This is a genomic window from Spongiibacter sp. UBA1325 (assembly GCF_002306875.1).
Lineage (GTDB): Bacteria > Pseudomonadota > Gammaproteobacteria > Pseudomonadales > Spongiibacteraceae > Spongiibacter > Spongiibacter marinus.
This window is the reverse complement of record NZ_DBTD01000010.1, coordinates 250,912-266,079: the sequence shown is the minus strand read 5'-3', so window position 1 is coordinate 266,079 and position 15,168 is coordinate 250,912. Positions and strand designations below refer to the sequence as shown.

The following is a 15,168-nucleotide window of genomic DNA, read 5'->3' as shown; positions in this document are numbered from 1 at the left end:
CGTGGCTGCCAAACAAGCCAATGAAATAACGGTTGAGCAGGCCGTGGCAGAAGCCGAGGCCTCTGCTGAGCGACTCTTGAGTATGGCGAGGGCAATAAATGCGAGGCAGTGCCAGCCGGACACCTGGTCCTGTCGCCGTCAGTGGTGTGCAGATGCCGGGACCTATGTCTATCACAGCCATATCGCGGTGAGTGGTCAGGATCGTGAGCGACTGCATTGGCTGAGCAATGTGTTTTTTCACGCGGCTAGCCTGCACTGTCAGCCTTGGTACCCGCAATTTAAGGGCGGTAAACGCCAGGTGTTGGCCAGTCCCCCTGAGGGGCAGGTTGTCGATCATCAACTGTGTTGGGGGCGCTTTGACCTGGGGCTGCCAAGCCCGCGTTATTATCGGCAATTACTGTCTTTGCTTCGCCCGGCAGATGACGCTGCGGTAATCGTTGCCCGCTCCGTGGACCACGGCCCGGCGCTGCCACCTAAGGCCAGGCTGGCTTATACGCTGTCGCCCAATGGCGAGGTCTTGCTGTGGTGCGACGATCAGCTGCACTGGCACCATATCTGCTGTACCCCCGGGGCGGGTATTTTGAATGGTTCTGCTGACCGCTGGCTGATAAATGCCCTGCGGTGGTTGCGCTTAGATCAGTCGGAACGGCGCACCTATCGACGTGAAGCGGAGCAGTTGCGAGACTGGTTACACGCCGGTCAGCCCAGTGTCTCGCCGGCGATCCTTGCATAGCACGCCAGTGCGCGATAGCTGAAGAGTGGAGCATGGAAGAGGTGGCGCCCCGGAGAGGATTCGAACCTCTGACCTGCCCCTTAGGAGGGGGCCGCGCTATCCAGCTGTGCCACCGGGGCGAAAAGCGCAGCGGGAGATTCTACTGACTCTATCTGCGTGGCGCAAAGGCTTCGTCGGCGGTTCGTTATTTAATGAGCGGCTCGCTGTAGCTGTGCTCGATATCCCAAGGGAAATGTATCCAGGTATCTTGAGCGAATTCGCGGGTGTAGTACTCGGCCAGCGCCATCGCCTGAGGTTTGGCGTAGATGGTGACGAATGTGGCCTTGGGCAGCAGCTCGCGGGCAATTTTTGCAGTGCCTCCGGTATCGACGAGGTCGTCAACCAGCAGATAACCGTCACCGTCACCTTCCACTGATTTGAGAATACTAATCTCGCCCTGCTTGTCGTGGTCGTAACTGGCGATACACAGGGTGTCGACGACGCGAAGGTTGAGTTCGCGCGCGAGAATGGCGCCCGGTACCAAGCCACCGCGGGCGATACTGATAATGCCTTTCCACGGCGTGGCGGTGAGTTTGCGCGCAAGGTTACGGGTGTCGCGGTGCAGTTCGTCCCAAGTTAGGTAGTACACGGGCGTTTCGCTGGTCGACATGCTGAGGTCCTGGCTGAGTGTAGGGAAAGGCAGTAGGGCGCGATTTTGCAGCAAGCGTGGTGCCCGGGCAAGAGTGGAGATGCTTGTGTCAAAATACCGACATGCTGGTGTGGTTATGCTGCCCGGGCTTGGCTATAGTCAAAAAAACGACAACGGCAAACAGAGAAAATGTGGCACCCATGCCAACGCGTATCCAGTTACTCATCGACGCAGATCCCAATATCATCGCCCACTATCGCCTGTTGTTAGAGGCACTAGACCCAAACCAGCAACGGGTGACCTGCGTTGAGGAATTGGCACAGGCGAATGCCGTGTTATTGGCCGACGGTGCGCGCCTTGCGCCCGAAGCGCTCGACGAGCGTCCCTGTCTGTTGGCGGGTGCGCTGGCTCAGCAAGGGCGGTGGTCGAACTGCGTGGCCTGTATCGACGCTCCGGTATTTGATTCGCTGCTAGAGGGCTTAGGGCGCCTGGGGTCGATGCTCGGCGATGTCCCATCGGACATTGATCACGGCTTAGTCGCCAGCAGTCCGGCAATGCAGGAGTTGACGCACCTGCTAGCCCAAGTTGCCGACAAATCGGTAACGGTGCTGATTAACGGTCCCTCCGGCGCGGGTAAGGAATTGGTTGCACAGGCAATACACCGTCTTTCTTCCAGAAGCTCTGGCCCTTTTGTGCCGATCAATTGCGGCGCCATTCCCCGAGAGTTATTAGAATCAGAATTGTTTGGGCATGAGCGCGGCGCGTTCACGGGCGCGATTTCTAGCCGCGCCGGTCGCTTTGAGCTGGCTGACGGCGGCACTTTGTTTCTGGATGAGATTGGCGACATGCCGCTGGATATGCAGGTGAAGATATTGCGCGCTATTCAGGAACGCAGTTTTGAGCGTGTTGGTTCCAGCGAGAGCCGCAGCGCCGATGTGCGAATCATCGCCGCGACGCACCGGGATTTGCCGGCAATGATCGACGCGGGGGAATTTCGCGAAGACCTTTACTACCGCTTGAACGTTTTTCCGCTGCAGGTTCCTGCCTTGTCCGAACGTAAAGAGGATATTCCCGCCCTGGTGCGCGACATCATCCGCCAGCTTGCCGACGACGGTTTGGGCACCCTGGCGCTAGCGCCGTCAGCAGTCGCTTCTCTGCAGGCTCACTCTTGGGCGGGTAACGTTCGAGAGTTGGCAAATTTGCTGGAGCGACTGCTGATTATGTACCCGGACAAAGTGGTGGGGCGCCAGGACTTGCCTGACGCCTACCGCGGTGCCGAGTTGGTGTGGCAGCCACCAGCGCGCGTTGAAGTGCGCACGAGCGGGGCGGCAACCGCCGTTGATGAGCTTCCGGTTGAGGGTGTATCACTCAAGGAAGAGGTGGCTGACTTTGAGCAGCGACGGATTCAACAGGCCCTTCGGGCGGCAGATCATGTTGTAAGCCGGGCGGCGCAGCTGCTCGGCTTGCGGCGAACCACGTTGATCGAAAAAATGCGCAAGTACGGCATGTCTGCCGACGTTTAACAGCCGCCGAACAGCTCAATCCAGTTGCCGTCAGGGTCACATACAAAGGCGAAGCCAATGTTTTCGGCAAAGCGGGTAACATCGACGGCAATCCCGACATTGGCCGCTTTGAGCTGGGCAATAACGCTGTTCAGGTCGGCGACGCCAAAGCTGATATAGCGATAGCCGCAGGCAGCGTGGCCACCGCCAGGAATGCATTGCTCGGGCGTTTCGTCACCGTAGTTCACCAGCTTGATGACTGCCGTGCCCAGTCGGTAGCGGTGCATTGTTCCGCCGGGGAAGTCGAGCTTGCCCTCGAAGGCCAAGCCAAGGGTGTTGCTATAGAAGTGACACATGGTGTCGATGTTGTGAGTGACGATGCCGACTTCAATTGTTTCGCTAAGTGCTGTCATGTGAGACGCCTCGATCTTTTTCTTTCAGGCTACCAGAGCGCCTGTACAGACGGCAGGCTTAGCTGGCAAATCTTCATAACAGTTTGAACTGCTTAACCACCGGCAAGTTTGACGGTGTAGCCGCGCTCTTCCAATAGGCGCTTCAGGGCTTGGCGCTGATCCCCTTGGAACTCTAGTTGTCCGTCCTTCACCGCGCCGCCAATACTGAGCTTTTGTTTTAACTCCTTGCCGAGTTTTTTCAGGGCGGCGTCGTCTAGCGGTATGCCGCTGACAATACTCACGCCCTTGCCTTTGCGGCCTTTGGTTTCTCGACGAATACGCACAATGCCATCGCCGCTGCGGGCGCTGCGTTCAGCGTCGGCGTTGATATCTTTGCAGCGGCACTGTTGTTGGGCTTCTCCACATTGTGGACACATCCGGCCTTGGTCTGTGGAGTAGACGATACGTGACATAAAGAGGCTTCACTCGAAAAATTCTTATGCAAAAAAGTATAATAACCAGCGAGGGCGGTATAGTAGCCCACGATTTTTTCAGGAGCCTGCACCGATGTCCAGTCGCGAAACAGAGCAGCTAGTGGAGCTGCAAACTCAGTTGGCCTATCAGGAAGACTTACTCAATGCGCTTAACGACAGGGTAAGTGAGCAGGACGGCGAACTGCGTATCTTGCGACAGCAGCTGCGCCAATTAGCGCAAGCCAGTCGTGTAATGCGTGAAACGATGGAAGAGCAGGGCTTGGCTCAGCCCGGCTTCGCGGCGGATATGGAGAAGCCGCCGCATTATTAACCCAGTGGTAGCGGGCGCTAGTCGACGACCGAAACTTCCTCGGCCTGCGGACCCTTTTCGCCTTCGCTGAGCACAAACTCCACGAGTTGTCCTTCCATTAGGCTGCGGCGGCCTCGGCCTTTGCCACGGATAGAGCGAAAGTGAACGAATACATCGTCACCCCCCTCACGAGTAATAAAACCATAGCCCTTACTTACGTTGAACCATTTTACGGTACCGCGCTCGCGCTTGCTGCCCAGGGCGTCAATGATGCTGGGTAGTCGTGGAGAAAGCAGCATGGCAAATAGTAGCGCTGCAAATACAAGAGCTGCGGGCAGTGCTGCCAGGCTAGCGAGCCCCAATTTGGAGAGAGAAAATACCGTCAGTGCGCTGAGCGCTGCAGAAATAATAATTCTTAGAATTAACAACATAACAATACAGAACCAAAAATAAATAAACAAAACAATGAATTAAGGGCCGGCAATATCGGCCACAGCCGGCGGAGTATAGCACCCCAATTACAGTTCGTCGCCGTGCAACGTACTGAGCTTGAAGCGGCGTGACAGCAACCAATCGGTAACGCGGCTGGGCAACTTACTGAGTGAATACAGCCGCCGATGCCCGTTAGCAACGCCCACATAGGCGGGGCAGCGTGATTGTTCGCTGGCGTCGAAGATACGCTTGGCAACGTCGTCGGCATCACTCGCGTTTTGCTGGGACAGGCTTGCTCGCTCGGCTATGGCTTGTTGCAGTGGCTGGTAGGGCCCCTGTGTTTGCTGTGGCGTCAATTCAGATTCGGCGCGTTCAGCGAATTTCGACCGGATGGCGCCTGCTCTAACCACCATCACTCGAATGCCAAAGGGGGCTAATTCCATGCGCATGGCATCGCTCAACGCGTGCAATGCAGCTTTGCTGGCGCAGTAGCTGCCGGCAAAGGGCGTCACCAAACTTGCTGACACGCTGCCGATGTTTACAACCGTGCTCCCGCGCTTTAATGACTGGCGTGCAGACTGAACAAGCTCAAGCGGCGCGATGCTATTGGTTTGGAATTGCTCGGCGAGTTTTTGTGGGCTGATTTCCAGCATCGGCCCCATCAGGCCAAAGCCCGCGTTATTAATCAATAGATCAATCTGGCCGAACTCCTCGTGCAGCTGAGTGCAAAGCGTTCGAATGTGCTCGGGGTCATTGAGGTCTAATGCGCGCTTGTGAAGGCGAGGGTGCTCCAGCGTAATCGATTCGGGCCTGCGGGCGGTGGCAACCACGTGGTAGCCGTGGGCAAGGCCCTGTTCGGCAAGTGCTTTTCCCAAGCCGCTTGAGCAGCCGGTAATCAGCGCTAACTTAAATGAATCTGTCATGGCAACGCTCCATATGCGGGGTGTTTCATCGCGGTAAATCGCAGGCCTACGTTAGTGGAACTACGCATTTTTATGCACCACGCGCTGGGAGATGATGCGCCATATCCATGGGTGTTGGCAACGATGAGCCTTCAGCAAATCAGGGAGGGATGATATGCGTGCAAGCACCACTGCGCGTCGGTATGTTGTGCGCCGTTGTGCCTTTCGCTTGGTGTGGTCGGCGCTGTTGGCAACAAGCCTGGCGGTAGGAAGCGCAAGGGCTGAAATTACTGGATTTATCGAGCGACCCGTCCCGTTTGCTGAGACCTTGGCCGAAGTCGACTATTTACTTGACCATGGTGCGGTCGTTCCGCGTTTCTTCGACCTGCTGGAAAACTCGGATCTCGCCGCTTTTCAGGCGCTTCAGCAGCAAATGAGCCGAGCGCAGTCTCCACTGGCAACACTGCAATCGCTAGGGGGGGAGCAACAAGCCCTGCTATCGCTGCAATCTATTGTGTCCGCCTACTCGGCTTACAAGGTGGGGAATGCCGCCGCCGTTCCACTCAATGCTGAATTGGATCAGCGCATAGTTATCGATGCGCTCAGCAAGCTGCATGATCAGTTAGTTGCGCAGATCGCAAGGGATGAAAAACGCTGGCAGAGCGCGCAGCGCAACCGCTTGTTGTTGCTGTTCTCATTGGTGGTGATGGTATCAGCGGCGGTAGTGCTGGCCGTATTGCTGTCGCGGCGTCAGCGCACGGTCTCGGCCTTGCAGGCCAATGTTGAAACGGAGGTGTTGCGCCGCCAGACCCTGATGGCATCAATTCCTGGAGCGGTGTTGATATGCGACGCACAAGGGGTGTTGATTGCCGCCAGCGAAACCGCATCCAAATTACTGGGCTATCGGAATGCCGCACTGATAAAGCGCTCTCTGCGCAGCTTGTTTGCACCGCGATTCGAACACAAATATGAGTTTCTGATGGAGTCCTCGTCAGACCAGGATGCCAGCTTTAAAGGCATCGAGTTGATGTTGATGAGTCATTCCGGCAGTGAAGTGGCGGTTGAGTTATACCCCGGTTGGTACACCGATGCAGATGGCAGCCGTCGCCTGTTGTTATTGATTCGCGACATGAGTGACCAGTACCTGATGCACGAACAATATCAGCACAGCCAGCAGCGTTTTGACCTGGCGGTTATGGCCTCACACGATGCCATATGGGATTGGGACTTGCTCGCGAAGGAGGTGTACTTAAGCCCTGCATGGCTGAAAATGGTCGGGCTGTCGCGCTGTGACGAGCGCGACGGTTTACGCGTGCTGATGAACAGTATTCCGGAAGCGGATCAGCAACGGCTGAATCCGGAATTCATCGCGTTTTTGAAGAGTGATGACAAGCTGTTTTCTGGGGAGCACAAGATACGTCGTCGGGACGGCTCCGTGCTCGAAGTGAGTTTTCAGGCGGCCGTGCAACGCGATTCTGAGGGGCGCGTTGTTCGTATGGTGGGTGTTCAATCGGATATCAGCGCGGCGAAGCAGGCAGAGCGGCAGCTGCTTGCTGACAAGCATGGGCTTGAAGATCGCTTGCGGTTGCAAAGCATGCAACTCGAAGAAGCGAATCAGCGGGCAGAGCAGGCCAGTAATGCCAAGTCGGCCTTTCTTTCGGTAATGGGGCATGAGTTCCGCACCCCGATGAATGCTGTGGTGGGTATGACTGACCTGTTGTCAAAGTCGGCCCTGAACCGCGAGCAGCGGTTAATGCTCGATACCATTCGCCGTTCCTCTCAGAGTCTATTGGCAACCCTCGACAACATTATCGACTACTCACTGCTTGAAACCGGTGACGTGACATTAGAGGAAGAGAATGTCCAGCTGTGGGATTACCTGGAGGGAGTCGCCTTGGCGGTAGCGCCCATGGTGGCCAGGAATCAGCAGCAGTTTCTATTGCGCATCGATCCGCGGTTGCCAGAGCAATTGTTTACCGACCCCATTCGCTTGCGGCAATTACTGTTAGTGTTGCTTGAGAATGCGGTTAAGTTTTCTGTTTACAGTACGCCGAGAGGCATTATTGAGCTGCAAGTGCGTCCCGCCAGCGACGTGGAGCGGCAGTACTACGACTGGGCCGAACTTGTCTTTGAGGTTCACGACAACGGTGTGGGGATTCCCGAGCAGGGCAGTCGCGAGTTATTTCGGCCCTTTGTGCAGGCAGAAAATTCTCGAAACCGTCGTTTTGGTGGGGTGGGCTTGGGGCTGGCTGTCGCCGAAAAACTCGTGTCGCTCATGCGCGGGCATATCCTGGTGAGTAGTGTGGACGATGCCGGTAGCTGCTTCTCGGTGCTGTTACCCGCGCAAAAGCTGGAATTGAATCATGCGGATGTCGACGCCGCTGGCCTGCCGATTATCGCGCTGGTCAGTGATGAGCGGTTGCGTTTATCGCTGTCGGCGGCGCTGAGCCGGCGAGGTTGGCGTGCTCACTTCGTTACCGATGTGCATGGCCTGCAAAAACACTTGGCCAAGATACCAGACGCCTCGCCGCAGTTGGTAATTAGTGATCGACGTGAGGCCTGCTTGGAAGCGTTGGTCACCGTCATCTATTTGCGAGAGCGACCTGAGCACGAAGAGTCGCTGCCGGCGGCGAGTGAGCGCGTTGTATTAACTAACCCACTGTTACCATCGCAACTTTACCGCGCCATTGATGCCGCTATACCGTCGGAGCAGGACCCCGACACGGCGGCCAGGCTCAGACCTTGAGCACGTCCTCGGCTTGCAGCCCTTTGGGGCCTTCTACAAGTTTGAACTCGACATTCTGGCCCTCGTCCAGGGTGCGATAGCCGTCCCCCTGAATGGAGCGAAAGTGGACAAATACGTCCTCGCCTTCGTTTCGGGTAATAAAGCCAAACCCTTTGGCGTTATTAAACCATTTCACGGTGCCAGTTACGCGGTCGCTCATTGCTTATCCTCTTTGTCGCAGTCGGGTCGCATAAAGGTGCTTTCGGTCGGGCGGCGAGAAAATTGCCACCAGTCCGGGAAAAAGAGATAGGAAGCGGGCAGAGCGGTCTGCTTCGGGGCGGGGAGCCGGGCTTGCCGGTTGTCAGCGAAACGAGAAAACATCACAGTTGGGTGAATAGCGCTGCCGAGATTGCTGTTTACTATAACGACTCTAGCGCTGTTGTCCATGCTTTGACCCATTCATTTGGATCAAAGCATGGCAATGCGGCGTTACAGCGCCTCTATTTCGCCGCGTTGTTCAACGAGTCGCAGGCGAGCATGCTGCTGGCCTTGCAGCTTTTCTTTTTCCTTCTCGACGACCGCTGCCGGTGCCTTGTCGATAAAACCGGGGTTCCCAAGCTTTCCGCTCAAGCGCTGGATGTCCTTGTCCAGTTTGGCAATTTCCTTGTCGAGGCGAGCCAGCTCCGCGGCCTTGTCAATGAGGCCTGCCATCGGGACGAGAACCTCCATATCGCCAACCAGTTGTGTGGCGGCCATCGGCGCTTGCTCGCCGTCGTTCAGGACGCGTATATCGTCCAGTTTTGCTAGTTTCAGCAGGAATTGCCGATTGGCTTCCAGGCGTTGGCTATCTTCCTCGCTGGTGTTGCGCAGCAGCACATTGAGCGCTTTCGAGGGGGGCACGTTCATCTCGCCGCGAATGTTGCGTATTGCGGTGATAACAGCTTTTAACCATTCGGCATCGCTAAGGGCCTGCTCGTCAATGCCTTGATCATTTGAGCAGGGATAGGGCTGCAGCATAATGCTGCTATCGCCTGCATTAATGCCGGCAATTGGGGCCACGCGCTGCCAAATTTCCTCGGTGATAAAGGGCATAAAGGGGTGAGCAAGGCGCAGGGTTGCTTCAAGAACCTGGATGAGCGTACGCCGCGTGCCGCGTTTTGCTTCGGCGCTGGCGTTGTCGTCCCAAAGGACTGGCTTGGAGAGTTCCAGGTACCAATCGCAGTACTCGTTCCAGATAAATTCATAGACCTCTTGAGAGGCGTGATCCAAGCGGTAGGCGGCCATCGCATCAGCCACTCGCCGCTGCGCTTGTTCCAGGCGCGCGCAGATCCAGCGGTCGGCGAGGCTGAGTTCGACGGGCTCATTGCCCGTGCCGCAATCTTCGCCCTCAGTATTCATCAACACATAGCGGGCAGCGTTCCAGATCTTGTTACAGAAATTCCGGTAGCCCTCTAAGCGTTTCATGTCCCAGTTGATGTCGCGGCCGGTCGAGGCCAGCGAGTAGAGGGTAAAACGCAGTGCATCGGTGCCGTGGGCGCCAATACCCTCAGGAAAGGCTTTACGCGTTGCTTTGCCGATTTTCTCGGCAAGTTGAGGCTGCATCATATTGCCGGTGCGTTTTTGCAACAGGCTGTCGAGGTCAATGCCGTCGATCATGTCCAAGGGGTCGAGGACATTGCCCTTGGACTTGGACATTTTTTGCCCTTGTTCGTCGCGTATCAAACCAGTGACGTAAACCGTCTTGAACGGGACTTGGGGGCTGCCGTCTTCGTCTTTCATAAAGTGCATGGTCATCATGATCATGCGAGCGACCCAGAAGAAGATAATGTCGAAGCCGGTTACCAACACATCGGTGGGATGGAAGGTTTTCAGGCGCTCGGTCGCCTCCGGCCAACCGAGGGTGCCAAAGGTCCACAGCGCGGAACTAAACCAAGTATCGAGTACGTCTTCATCCTGCTGCAGCGCCAGCTCGGGGGGCAAACCATACTTGCTGCGGGCTTCTTCTTCATTGCGGGCCACATAGATATTGCCCTCGCTGTCATACCATGCGGGCACGCGATGGCCCCACCACAGCTGGCGAGAAATGCACCAGTCTTGGATGTCCCGCATCCAACTGAAATACATATTTTCATACTGCTTGGGTACAAATTGGATGCGGCCGTCTTCTACGGCGGCAATGGCGGGCTCGGCTAATTTTGCCGTCGCCACAAACCACTGGTCGGTGAGCAGGGGCTCGATCACCAGGCCTGAGCGGTCGCCTCGGGGGACTTTCAGCGCGTGATCGTCGACTTTTTCCAGCAGGCCTGCTGCGTCTAAGTCGGCGACAATGGCCTTTCGCGCGGCGTATCGGTCCAGCCCTGCATAGGCCTCGGGCAGGCCGGCATCTAATTCATCGTTCGCGCTACTATCGCTGTTGTAGACGTCTGCGCGGCCGAGGATGGCAGCGTCCTGATCCATAATATTGATCATTGGCAGCTTGTGACGCTGACCAAGTGCGTAGTCGTTGAAATCGTGCGCGGGGGTGATTTTGACACAGCCAGTCCCGAACTCGCGGTCGACATAGTCGTCGGCAACGATGGGTATGCGGCGGCCGACCAGCGGCAGCTCGATAAATTTACCGACCAGCGACTGGTAGCGCTCGTCTGCGGGGTTTACCGCGACGGCGGTGTCGCCGAGCATGGTTTCCGGGCGGGTGGTGGCAACGACAAGGTAGCGGCTGCCATCGGCGGTTGTTTGGCCGTCAGCCAATGGGTAGCGGAAGTGCCAGAGATGGCCATTCTCGTCTTTGTTTTCAACTTCCAAGTCGGAAATGGCGGTGTGGAGCTTGGGATCCCAGTTGACCAGGCGCTTACCGCGGTAGATTAATTTGTCGTCGTAAAGGCGAACGAAGACCTCTTGAACGGCCTTGTAGAAGCCGTCATCCATGGTAAACCGTTCGTTTTGCCAGTCGACAGAGGCGCCGAGGCGACGCAGCTGGCGAGTAATTGTGCCGCCAGACTCCTCTTTCCATTCCCATACCTTGTCCAGGAAGGCGTCGCGGCCCAGGTCGTGACGGGTCTGGCCACTTTCCGCAGCGAGTTTGCGCTCGACGACCATCTGGGTGGCAATACCTGCGTGATCGGTTCCCACTTGCCACAGCGCTTTGGCGCCTTTCATGCGCTGATAGCGGGTGAGCGCATCCATGATCGAATCCTGAAACGCATGCCCCATGTGAAGGCTGCCGGTGACATTGGGAGGTGGGATCATGATGCTGTAGGCAGGGCCATCTCCGGCGGGGGAGAAATACCCTTTTTCCTCCCAGGTCTGGTACCACTTGCTTTCAATGTCCGCAGGCTGAAATGTTTTATCCATGGGTTTCCGTTCGGCGATAACTGTTGGGCGCAGAGCGCGGGAAGGCGCTAACGCAAAAAGGCGATAAGTATACTGAGTTTTGGTGCTCTGGGCCAAAGCGCGAGAGGATTGTTTGGAGAGGTTTTACGCCGGGGGCGAGCGCCGGTGCTCTGGCGCGCTGCCTTAGCGCTGACGGCTTTGTTGATACCAGCGCTCGAGTACGTCGCCGTCGAGCTTAAGCAGACGCCTGCGAAGTTCCGCTTCTATGTCGGGCAGCATATCGTCGATCAATTCTTGTAAAAAAATCTCCCTGCTGTGGTCGTCGTCACCGCCGGCCAGCCAGTCACTGCTGTTACTGGCTGTTTGTTCCGCGCTATCTGAAGCCTCGGCGGGCTCGGTATCGGGCGTGTGGATAATGTCGTTCAGCACCGGGATGTCGTCGCCGGTGTCACTGAGAACGGTTTTTAATGATTGCAGTTCGTCTAACAGGGGAAGTTGTTCGTCGTTGGTGTGGCTCATTGCAGTCCCCCTTATTGGCCGACGTTGTGATTGTGCAGCGGGTAGCCGCGACGCTTGTAAAAGCTGTAGCGCTGCCGCGATGCCGCCAGCGACTGCTCGCGTTGATCGACAATTTCTGCCAGCCGTGTAAAGCGGCTGAATGGCTCGGGCACATCATGGGCGAGATTGATCAGCAGGTCGCAATGATCGCCCATGGCGGTGTGGTCGCCTGCGTGGCAGATCGCTATGTCAGCGCCACCCTCTGCACCCAGCTCATGGGGAAGAAAACTCTCTGGCTTAAACTGCCAAAGACGGTCGTCGAGTTCGGCGGCTTGCTGGGCATCGGCGCAGTACATCAATATTTGATGACCACCGCGCCATGCTTTCTCGGCCAGCCGGCAGCTGAAATCCATTGCCGCATCGGCCGAGGTACTGCCGATAATGTAAAAATCGACGCGTGTCACCTAGTCCTTTGCCTTGCTTTGCAGGTAGTTGAAGAGCAGACCTACCGGGCGACCAGTAGCGCCTTTGTTGGCACCGGACAGCCAGGCGGCGCCCGCGATATCCAAATGTGCCCAGCGATAGTCTTTACAAAAGCGCGACAGGAAGCAGGCGGCGGTAACGCTGCCGGCCTCGGGGCCGCCGATATTTGCCATGTCGGCAAAGTTACTGTCCAGTTGCGGCTGGTAGTCATCCCACAAGGGCATAGGCCAGGCGCGGTCGCGTGCCTCGTTACCACAGTTTTGCAGCTCTGCAGCAAAGTCGTCTTGATTACTGTATAGGCCGATAGCGTGTTTACCCAGGGCAACAACACAGGCGCCTGTCAGCGTTGCGATATCGATGACTGACGCGGGTTTATACTTGCCTGCGTAGGTGAGAGCGTCGCAGAGCACCAATCGGCCTTCGGCGTCGGTATTGAGTATTTCGATGGTTTGCCCCGACATACTGGTGACAATATCACCGGGCTTGGTTGCTCGGCCGCTGGGCATATTTTCGGCCGCCGCGACAATGCCGACCACGTTGACCTTTAACTCTGCTCCGGCAACGGCGCGAAGTGTGCCCACCACACTGGCGGCGCCGCACATGTCATATTTCATTTCATCCATCTTGGCGCCGGGCTTAAGGCTGATGCCGCCCGTGTCAAAAGTGACCCCTTTACCCACCAGTACGTGCGGGCGCTGACTCTTCGCCGCGCCCTGATATTCAATGGCAATCAAGCGCGCGGGCTGGTCGCTGCCGGCGCTAACCGAGAGCAGGGCGCCCATACCGAGCTGCTGCATTTTTTTCTCATCGAGCACGCTAACTTTTACTTTCTCGAACTGTCGAGCGAGTTTGCGTGATTCTTTCGCGAGAAAATCCGGCGTGCATATATTGCCGGGCAAATCACCAAGGCGACGAGTGACGTTAATGCCTTCCGCCGTTTGTTGACCATATTCGACGAGCTTACGGTTGCTGTCGCTGTTGCTGCCTTGCAACACGGCGCGCCGCAATGCGCTGCCCGGTTTTGCCTTGCTCAAGGTTTCGCTGTAACGGTAGCGGGACACTTCCAGCAGCTGGGCACTGCGCTGCAGCAGCCAACTGGCTTTGCGCCCGTCGACGCGCAGATCGCCAAACAGAAGACAGCAGTCTTTGCTCTGCTGCTTGTTCAATACAGCAATACCGCTTTGCAGGAGTTTGTCAGCGTCGGCATCGCTGACGGTCTCGCTGTCACCAGTGCCGACCAGCAGCAGCCGTTTGGCGCGAATACCGGGTAAATAAGGGATATAAAGTGTTTCTGCGACCTTGCCTTTAAAATCGCCGCGTTTCAGCAGTGCGTCGATTGCGCCATCGCTCGCCTCGTTAATAGCGGTGAGGGCGCCGCTTAGCTGGCCATTGCTGAAGACGACAAGGCAGTCAGTGGCGATGGTTTTCGGGTCTTTGCAGGGCTTTAGGCTGATTTGCATTGATTCTCTCTCAGACAAACATTCGCAGAGGGCGCCGCGATAAGCGATAATGCGGGCCAGATTTTTATATCGGTGCTTGCTGCGTCCAAAACCGGGACGGGCAGCGTGTTATGACGCTAGTGTAAAGGGTATTATCTGCGCGTGAAACCATTTGCCAGCAGAGGGGCTTGGTAGCTGTGATTCTTTTTCGTTACCTTGCGAGTGAAATTTTTAAATCTGTATTTGCGGTTACTTTAACGCTGCTGGCAATCATTATGAGCGGGCGGTTTGTAAAGTACCTTGCACAGGTGGCGTCGGGCGATTTCTCGCCCGATGTGCTGTTTCTTATTATGTTGTACCGCCTTCCCGGTTTTTTGGAGGTGGTGCTGCCGCTGGGGCTGTTCATCAGTATTTTGCTGACCTACGGCCGCCTCTATGTCGATAGCGAAATGACGGTAATGAGTGCCTGCGGCATGAGCCGTCGTCGACTGCTGCTCTACACCCAAATTCCCGCCTTTATCATTGCTGCCATCGTGGCCTATATCAGCATGGTGGTGAGCCCCGCAGGTATACAGGCCTATGCGGCGAAGCTTGCGGAGAGTCGCGCAGAAATCGGTGTGAAGGCGGCCGTTGAGGGACGCTTTCGAATTGATAAGGGCAGTGGCAGGGTCACCTATATCGAAAAAACTGATCGCGATTCCCAGACGATGCGCTCTGTGTTTATGTCTCAGGCCGAGCCTCAGCAAAGCGGCGGGGGCGAGCGCCCCTTGGTGTCGCTGGTTACCGCCGAGAGCGGTCGATTTGAAGTGGATGCAGCCACTGGCGAGCGCCATTTGGTGTTGGACAAAGGGGTGCGGTATGTTGGCGAGCCTGGGCAGTCCGATTATCAATTTACCCGCTTTGAACGCCTTAGCCAGCTAATGCGCGACCCGGAAGTAAAAACCTATCGCCAAGAGATCGATGGAAAATCAACGCGAGAGTTATGGCGCAGTGATGCCCTTGAGGATATCGCAGCGGTTCAGTGGCGGATCTCTCTGAGCGTGTTGGTGCCCATCGCGGCATTGATCGCGGTATCGCTGAGTAAAACGGATCATCGTCGCGGGCGCTACGGCAAAATGTTTCCGGCGTTTATGCTCTACATGTTTTATCTGGTGGCGCTCAATGCCGTGCGCGATGCCATTGCCAAGGGCAATTGGCCAGTGCTGCCGGGAATGTGGGTCATTCACCTCATCTTTCTCACGCTGGGGCTTATCCTGCTTTACTGGGATAGCGTGTTGCGGCACTGGTGGCTGACCTGGAGGCGAAGCCGTGGTTGAGTGTC

The 15,168-nt window shown here is 56.5% G+C and carries 15 protein-coding genes and 1 tRNA gene; 5 read left to right on the top strand and 11 right to left on the bottom strand.

Annotation, left to right across the window (positions count from 1 at the left end; genetic code table 11):
- The first annotated feature begins 1 nt into the window (after position 1).
- A complete protein-coding gene (locus B3K78_RS13200) occupies positions 2-733 on the top strand; it encodes a hypothetical protein (RefSeq protein ID WP_286695813.1) in 732 nt (243 codons plus the stop codon).
- 42 nt (positions 734-775) lie between these two features.
- Here the strand turns inward: B3K78_RS13200 and B3K78_RS13195 are convergent.
- Both B3K78_RS13195 and gpt read right to left on the bottom strand, forming a co-directional pair.
- Positions 776-852, bottom strand: a tRNA-Arg gene (locus B3K78_RS13195).
- A gap of 65 nt (positions 853-917) precedes the next feature.
- Positions 918-1,382 (bottom strand): xanthine phosphoribosyltransferase, encoded by a 465-nt coding sequence (gene gpt / locus B3K78_RS13190; RefSeq protein ID WP_027873691.1) that lies wholly within the window; start codon positions 1,380-1,382, stop codon positions 918-920.
- Positions 1,383-1,561: 179 nt separating this feature from the next.
- Between gpt and B3K78_RS13185 the strand changes: the two genes are divergently transcribed.
- Positions 1,562-2,884 (top strand): sigma-54 interaction domain-containing protein, encoded by a 1,323-nt coding sequence (locus B3K78_RS13185; protein WP_286695812.1) that lies wholly within the window; start codon positions 1,562-1,564, stop codon positions 2,882-2,884.
- Here the strand turns inward: B3K78_RS13185 and B3K78_RS13180 are convergent.
- Together B3K78_RS13180 and B3K78_RS13175 are read right to left on the bottom strand one after the other, a co-directional pair.
- Positions 2,881-3,276, bottom strand: a complete 396-nt coding sequence (locus B3K78_RS13180; RefSeq protein ID WP_286695811.1) for a VOC family protein — start codon at positions 3,274-3,276, stop codon at positions 2,881-2,883. The genes B3K78_RS13185 and B3K78_RS13180 overlap by 4 nt on opposite strands.
- 92 nt (positions 3,277-3,368) lie before the next feature.
- Positions 3,369-3,728: an SUI1 family translation initiation factor gene (locus B3K78_RS13175; protein WP_204995865.1), complete on the bottom strand. Its 360-nt coding sequence runs from the start codon at positions 3,726-3,728 to the stop codon at positions 3,369-3,371.
- A 94-nt stretch (positions 3,729-3,822) separates the two neighbouring features.
- Between B3K78_RS13175 and B3K78_RS13170 the strand changes: the two genes are divergently transcribed.
- Entirely contained in the window at positions 3,823-4,059 is a 237-nt protein-coding gene (locus B3K78_RS13170) for a SlyX family protein (protein ID WP_204995864.1), read from the top strand.
- Between the two features lie 17 nt (positions 4,060-4,076).
- On the opposite strand, the gene B3K78_RS13165 is transcribed toward B3K78_RS13170, so the two are convergent.
- Positions 4,077-4,337, bottom strand: a complete 261-nt coding sequence (locus B3K78_RS13165; RefSeq protein WP_204996052.1) for a cold-shock protein — start codon at positions 4,335-4,337, stop codon at positions 4,077-4,079.
- 219 nt (positions 4,338-4,556) lie between these two features.
- Complete coding sequence (locus B3K78_RS13160) at positions 4,557-5,393, bottom strand: SDR family NAD(P)-dependent oxidoreductase (protein WP_286695810.1); 837 nt, start codon at positions 5,391-5,393, stop codon at positions 4,557-4,559.
- 154 nt (positions 5,394-5,547) lie between these two features.
- Here B3K78_RS13160 and B3K78_RS13155 point away from each other — a divergent pair, with 154 nt between their 5' ends.
- Positions 5,548-8,118 carry a sensor histidine kinase gene (locus tag B3K78_RS13155; protein WP_286695809.1) on the top strand — a complete coding sequence of 857 codons (2,571 nt, stop codon included), beginning with the start codon at positions 5,548-5,550 and terminating at the stop codon, positions 8,116-8,118.
- Here the strand turns inward: B3K78_RS13155 and B3K78_RS13150 are convergent.
- The 5 genes from B3K78_RS13150 to B3K78_RS13130 all read right to left on the bottom strand — a co-directional run bounded on the left by B3K78_RS13150 (position 8,108) and on the right by B3K78_RS13130 (position 13,868).
- Positions 8,108-8,317, bottom strand: coding sequence for a cold-shock protein (locus B3K78_RS13150; RefSeq protein WP_204995861.1), 210 nt, complete (start codon positions 8,315-8,317; stop codon positions 8,108-8,110). The genes B3K78_RS13155 and B3K78_RS13150 overlap by 11 nt on opposite strands.
- Before the next feature lie 269 nt (positions 8,318-8,586).
- Complete coding sequence (locus B3K78_RS13145) at positions 8,587-11,448, bottom strand: valine--tRNA ligase (protein WP_286695808.1); 2,862 nt, start codon at positions 11,446-11,448, stop codon at positions 8,587-8,589.
- A gap of 162 nt (positions 11,449-11,610) precedes the next feature.
- A complete protein-coding gene (locus tag B3K78_RS13140) occupies positions 11,611-11,946 on the bottom strand; it encodes a hypothetical protein (RefSeq protein ID WP_286695807.1) in 336 nt (111 codons plus the stop codon).
- 11 nt (positions 11,947-11,957) lie between these two features.
- Complete coding sequence (locus B3K78_RS13135; RefSeq protein WP_286695806.1) at positions 11,958-12,389, bottom strand: DNA polymerase III subunit chi; 432 nt, start codon at positions 12,387-12,389, stop codon at positions 11,958-11,960.
- Positions 12,390-13,868 carry a leucyl aminopeptidase gene (locus B3K78_RS13130; protein ID WP_286695805.1) on the bottom strand — a complete coding sequence of 493 codons (1,479 nt, stop codon included), beginning with the start codon at positions 13,866-13,868 and terminating at the stop codon, positions 12,390-12,392. It lies immediately after the preceding gene.
- A 176-nt stretch (positions 13,869-14,044) separates the two neighbouring features.
- Between B3K78_RS13130 and lptF the strand changes: the two genes are divergently transcribed.
- On the top strand, positions 14,045-15,163 hold the full coding sequence (gene lptF, locus B3K78_RS13125) for an LPS export ABC transporter permease LptF (RefSeq protein WP_286695804.1): 1,119 nt from the start codon (positions 14,045-14,047) through the stop codon (positions 15,161-15,163).
- Positions 15,164-15,168: the final 5 nt, after the last annotated feature.

Excerpts from the sequence above, each read along its gene's own strand:
- B3K78_RS13185 (WP_286695812.1), top strand. The coding sequence starts at position 1,562 with ATGCCAACGCGTATCCAGTTACTCATCGACGCAGATCCCAATATCATC.
- B3K78_RS13140 (WP_286695807.1), bottom strand. The coding sequence starts at position 11,946 with ATGAGCCACACCAACGACGAACAACTTCCCCTGTTAGACGAACTGCAA.
- B3K78_RS13165 (WP_204996052.1), bottom strand. The coding sequence starts at position 4,337 with ATGCTGCTTTCTCCACGACTACCCAGCATCATTGACGCCCTGGGCAGC.
- B3K78_RS13170 (WP_204995864.1), top strand. The coding sequence starts at position 3,823 with ATGTCCAGTCGCGAAACAGAGCAGCTAGTGGAGCTGCAAACTCAGTTG.
- B3K78_RS13160 (WP_286695810.1), bottom strand. The coding sequence starts at position 5,393 with ATGACAGATTCATTTAAGTTAGCGCTGATTACCGGCTGCTCAAGCGGC.
- B3K78_RS13155 (WP_286695809.1), top strand. The coding sequence starts at position 5,548 with ATGCGTGCAAGCACCACTGCGCGTCGGTATGTTGTGCGCCGTTGTGCC.
- B3K78_RS13130 (WP_286695805.1), bottom strand. The coding sequence starts at position 13,868 with ATGCAAATCAGCCTAAAGCCCTGCAAAGACCCGAAAACCATCGCCACT.
- gpt (WP_027873691.1), bottom strand. The coding sequence starts at position 1,382 with ATGTCGACCAGCGAAACGCCCGTGTACTACCTAACTTGGGACGAACTG.
- B3K78_RS13180 (WP_286695811.1), bottom strand. The coding sequence starts at position 3,276 with ATGACAGCACTTAGCGAAACAATTGAAGTCGGCATCGTCACTCACAAC.
- B3K78_RS13145 (WP_286695808.1), bottom strand. The coding sequence starts at position 11,448 with ATGGATAAAACATTTCAGCCTGCGGACATTGAAAGCAAGTGGTACCAG.
- B3K78_RS13150 (WP_204995861.1), bottom strand. The coding sequence starts at position 8,317 with ATGAGCGACCGCGTAACTGGCACCGTGAAATGGTTTAATAACGCCAAA.
- B3K78_RS13175 (WP_204995865.1), bottom strand. The coding sequence starts at position 3,728 with ATGTCACGTATCGTCTACTCCACAGACCAAGGCCGGATGTGTCCACAA.